This window comes from Microcystis sp. M53598_WE2 (genome assembly GCF_030067735.1).
GTDB lineage: Bacteria > Cyanobacteriota > Cyanobacteriia > Cyanobacteriales > Microcystaceae > Microcystis > Microcystis aeruginosa.
Map to the genome: position 1 here is coordinate 1 of NZ_JASJFE010000456.1, position 4,541 is coordinate 4,541.

The window sequence follows — 4,541 nt, forward strand, 5'->3', positions numbered from 1 at the left end:
ACGCGGATCGCGACTACCGTGGAAAACCAATAAGTAGGCTGAGGAGGTCTTCAAAGAAATCTTGCCAAAATAGTTTAGTTTTTAGCCTAATACATTTTCTCTCCCTTTAGGCATCAATGCCCCTGATATTCTCAATTTAGCTGGTAAGCGGGAAAACGTCCCCATTAGCCCCAAGTGCTACCATTTTACGGGATGTAAAGTGTGAGCAAATCAGCCCGCTGGCTTGAGTTAGCCTAGATATTGAGGTATAACCTAATTAATCGCCCAACTTAGTCAACGAGGCAGTTAACGTGAAAGTGGAAACAGACAGTAAACAATTACCCTCCTACGAACAACCACCCTTGATAGAAGTGGTAAAATTACCCACAGCTTTATCATCAGAATCTTGCCGGATAGACGCAGCAGAAGATGATGATGATGAACTAGATTGTCGGGGAGTTTTTGTAGTTTCTCATCAACCGAAAATCTTATTTTCCGAAGAAGTGAACATTAAATCTCAGGAAAAATCCACTTGGAAACCTTGTGTTGTAATTGATAATTATCGACTCGAAGATGATAACTAATGACCTTTGGTATGAGGCGGTAGATGCAAATGTTGAGTTGACCCAAGGGGATATTATTCTTAATTGTCCTGTGGTTCGTTGGGCTTCTAAATCTGTTGAGGTAAGCAATCAAACAGAAATTGAAACACTTCGATCCTTAGTGGAAGTAGCTGAGATTGATCTGGTTGTTATCACCCAAGGCTGCGACTTAGAAAACAAGAAAGTCAATAATGTCATCCTTTGCCCTCACCTTGCTCTCAGCCAATATCAAGAAAATTGGGAACAGGCCATGAACAATATGAAACAAAATCCTACGGCCAAGGCCTGGGGGAGATATTGTGATGATATTAAAAATGGTTATATATGGAATCTTTCTATGCTCAACGAAGGAGAAATCGGCGACCTAAAATTAACTCATCGAATAGTTGATTTTCATGATGTGTACACTTTACCGAGGACTTTTTTGGAATCCTTCTTGCAAAATAAACAGCAACCTCGACTTCGTTTACGTCCTCCCTATCGTGAACATTTATCTCAAGCTTTCGCTAGATTTTTTATGCGAGTTGGTTTACCTACAGGAGTAAAAAAAGTCTGGTAATAGATAAATCACCTTAACTTTTACCAATAACTACCTATATTGAAAAATTGGTTTTTTGACGATTGGATGAATCAGATTCTTTTCCTAGCCACAGTTCCAGTTTTGTTGGTGATTTGGTTCACTTGATAACGAATTATTGCGATCGCTTGCCAGGAACTAATTTTCAGCGATAATCTAAAGTCAGAGTCCATCGGGAGATAAGATCATGAACTTTCGTCTAGTTCTATTTTCAGGCCTTGTTACCGCTTTAGTCGGGGCAGGTATCGGTTATGGCATTAGCCGCATTGAACGCAATCCCAGCCAAGTCAACTATAAAAATCCCTATAACTATCAAATCATCTATGGACGTTATTTTGCCGGTGCCGGGGCAGCCTTGGGCTTCTGTGTGGGCGCGGGTTTGCAAATGGTCAAAGAACTCAAAGAAGAAAGAGATAGAGAAATGGGCATCCTAGATGATGGCTCAGAATTCTAGTCTTTTGGGGCTAATTCCTCAAGAATGACGAATTGAACGTGATTAATCGCTAAATCGCCGATGGGAACTTGGGTTTTTAACACCGGTTGTCCTTCACTGAGCATTCGTTCAAAGGGGATATCTTTGGCAATTTCCGTGTGATACCAAGCTAAACCCATAAAGAAACGATTGGGATAGGGACCGCCTTCAAAAATATCATCGGGATTGGACTCCATGGGAACCCAACCGATAGAGGGAAGATAAAATTCCATCCAGACGTGATTGTAATCCGGTTCGAGGGGTAAATTACGTTCGAGGGGATGGGGTGGGCATTTATAGCGTCCTACCGTGCGACAGGCAATACCATTGAGACGACACAAAGCCAATAATAAACCCACATATTCGCCACAGGAACCCACTCCGCGCCGCAGGGCAATATCGGGGGTGTCGATGTTGGGTTTGATGCCGTAGGAAAGCTGATCATAGACGTAGTTACGAATACTATAAACTTTTCTGAGTAGATTGGTTTCCCGACCGGTCGCTTCTTCGGCAGCATTGAGGATAATTTCTGTATTCATAGCCAGATCATCATTATCGATCAAATAGCGATCGGGAAAATCGGCGGGTAAGGGGGGTAAATCTTCGCAATCTTTGGGAGTAATTTGGTATTTAATTCCCCACACTTCTAAGACCACTTTCCAACCAAAAATATGACGTTGTTTGGCGGTTATTTGCTTGAACTTAAATACTGCCACCCGCTGCCCGTCTTGAATTTCTTCAGTAAAAGGCAATCCCACCGCTTCGACGCTGCGAATTTTTTGCCGCGGTGTTTCTAGGGGTAAAGCGATGCGCCATTCCACATCTTTTAGTTCGATATTATATAGAGGTTCCAATTCCTCGACGTAGGATAATTCAATCAGATAACCATTAGAAAGGGCGTATTTTTTAGCGGGATCGTAGTGAAAATATAGAGGATGGACAAAAGTACGCGGACGATAACTCAGTTCGTAAACCTGTTCGGAATTGGGATTATCGCGGATAAAGGGTTCTTGGAAAGCATAGGCCACATATAAGATATCCTTGCCACTGTTCGCATTGCGATAAAATGCTAATCCCGTCGGTGATTCAAAAGGAGTTATCATGCTAAAAAGCTGTTCTCCCGTGGCGCGATCAAGACAGTAAACCGTTTGTTCTAGGGTATCCGTTAACCAAAGTTCTTCCCCGCGAATGGTGATATTTTCGATGCCGATACCAGGCGCGTACAAACGAGTAATTTCCTGTCCCGATTGGCGATCTAATATAAATATTTGTCCAGAACGTTGACAAGTGACATAAATTGTGTTACCAGTTACGGCGACTCCGTTAGCGGTGTAGGGAAGACGGGTAAAAAATTTCGGGGTAAAATCTTCGAGAGTGCAGCAGTAGAGATTTTCGCGGGTAGTAAACCAGAGGTTATTTTGATCATCGATTGCCAATCCCGTCGTCCCGACGAATTCTTGCCAGCGATGGGAATTAAGTACAGTTGTATGACCAGTATCGAGGGCAATTTGGTATAAATAGCCGTTTTTTGCGTCGATAGCGATTAATTTGTTATCTTGAAATACAATTCCGTGCAGGGCCGTGGCGCTAATCGGGCGAATCGTTTGACGATGGGAGGGAAGACTGGCAGGATCGAAAATCATAGGAGGAAGCGAAAAGGGAGGGTGTTTTTAGGTGAATAAAACAGCAATTCTTCCCACGATAGCAAATTTTATCGCCCTTGAATGCTCGTAATGAACTCCAATTCCGAAAAAAATGTCAAGAATTGTCACCTATAGTCCCTCTCATACCCTTGTACCTACCTACGAGTGTTTCAATCGTTGCAGTTATTGTAATTTTCGCAGGGATTTAGGCACTGATGGCTGGTTAAGTCTAGACAAGGCAAAAGAGATTTTAACTGCTTTGCAGGGTTCGGAAATTACGGAAATTTTAATTCTTAGCGGGGAAGTTCATCCTTTAGCAGCCAATCGAGAGTCATGGTTTCGGCATATTTATAATTTGGGAGAATTGGCTTTAAATATGGGTTTTTATCCCCATACCAATGCGGGGATTTTAACTTTTGCCGAGATGGAAAAACTGAAAAATGTCAATCTATCTATGGGCATAATGTTAGAACAAATGACGGTGACTTTATTAGATACCGTCCATCGTCATGCCCCCAGTAAAGTGCCATCCCTGCGCTTAGAGCAGTTACAATGGGCGGGAGAATTAGGAATTCCTTTTACCACGGGTTTATTATTAGGAATTGGTGAAACAGAATGCGATCGCTTAGTAACCTTAGAAACTATTGCCACTATTCATCAACGTTGGGGACATATTCAAGAAGTGATCCTACAACCCTATAATCCGGGCAAAAGGGAACAGTGGCAAAATAATCCTTTTGATCTGCAAAAATTACCCGATCTGGTTAGACAAGCTAGGGAAATTTTGCCCCCAGATATTGTCATTCAAATTCCCCCGAATCTAGTACCCGATCCTCTTTTTCTCTTGGATTGTTTAGCGGCAGGAGCGCGGGATTTAGGCGGTATTGGCATTATCGATGAAGTTAATCCCGATTACCTCCATTTACACCCCGATAAATTAAAGGAATTTTTAGCAGTTTATGGCTGGGAATTAAAGCCGCGTCTGCCAGTTTATCAGTAAACATTAATCAGGGAAAAGATAGCACTGTTAATGCCATTTAACACTCCTTACTTAATACCGCATAATTGATTATTATTCATTCTTAATTCTCCTGACGACCGACGACCGAGGCTGCATCTCATTTTTGTACATCTACCAATTGGGATTTTTACGGGGAAACTCTCGGCTAAGATCGGGTATTACTTCCGATTTTATCACTCAATCCAAGCTTTTGGGGGGTTCTACCCCCCAAACCCCCCGTTGGGGGCGTGGCGCCGCCCCCAAACCC

At 42.5% G+C, this 4,541-nt stretch carries 5 protein-coding genes; 4 read left to right on the plus strand and 1 reads right to left on the minus strand.

Annotation, left to right across the window (positions count from 1 at the left end; translation table 11 throughout):
• The first annotated feature begins 296 nt into the window (after positions 1–296).
• The 3 genes from PX636_RS09495 (at position 297) to PX636_RS09505 (ending at position 1,612) form a co-directional block, all read left to right on the plus strand.
• Positions 297–563 carry a hypothetical protein gene (locus PX636_RS09495; protein ID WP_288116913.1) on the plus strand — a complete coding sequence of 89 codons (267 nt, stop codon included), beginning with the start codon at positions 297–299 and terminating at the stop codon, positions 561–563.
• Entirely contained in the window at positions 553–1,140 is a 588-nt protein-coding gene (locus PX636_RS09500; RefSeq protein ID WP_287684184.1) for a hypothetical protein, read from the plus strand. The genes PX636_RS09495 and PX636_RS09500 overlap by 11 nt, the downstream gene beginning before the upstream one ends.
• Positions 1,141–1,345: 205 nt before the next feature.
• Positions 1,346–1,612, plus strand: a complete 267-nt coding sequence (locus PX636_RS09505) for a hypothetical protein (protein WP_002763196.1) — start codon at positions 1,346–1,348, stop codon at positions 1,610–1,612.
• Here the strand turns inward: PX636_RS09505 and PX636_RS09510 are convergent.
• A complete protein-coding gene (locus PX636_RS09510; RefSeq protein WP_288116916.1) occupies positions 1,609–3,273 on the minus strand; it encodes a transglutaminase domain-containing protein in 1,665 nt (554 codons plus the stop codon). The two genes, PX636_RS09505 and PX636_RS09510, sit on opposite strands and share 4 nt — an antisense overlap.
• Positions 3,274–3,385: 112 nt before the next feature.
• Here PX636_RS09510 and cofG point away from each other — a divergent pair, with 112 nt between their 5' ends.
• Positions 3,386–4,273 carry a 7,8-didemethyl-8-hydroxy-5-deazariboflavin synthase subunit CofG gene (gene cofG, locus PX636_RS09515; RefSeq protein ID WP_288116918.1) on the plus strand — a complete coding sequence of 296 codons (888 nt, stop codon included), beginning with the start codon at positions 3,386–3,388 and terminating at the stop codon, positions 4,271–4,273.
• The last annotated feature ends 268 nt before the right edge of the window (positions 4,274–4,541 follow it).

What these genes read in the sequence shown, in the direction of transcription:
- PX636_RS09500 (WP_287684184.1), top strand. Translation starts at nt 553, where the DNA reads ATGATAACTAATGACCTTTGGTATGAGGCGGTAGATGCAAATGTTGAG.
- PX636_RS09505 (WP_002763196.1), top strand. Translation starts at nt 1,346, where the DNA reads ATGAACTTTCGTCTAGTTCTATTTTCAGGCCTTGTTACCGCTTTAGTC.
- PX636_RS09510 (WP_288116916.1), bottom strand. Translation starts at nt 3,273, where the DNA reads ATGATTTTCGATCCTGCCAGTCTTCCCTCCCATCGTCAAACGATTCGC.
- cofG (WP_288116918.1), top strand. Translation starts at nt 3,386, where the DNA reads ATGTCAAGAATTGTCACCTATAGTCCCTCTCATACCCTTGTACCTACC.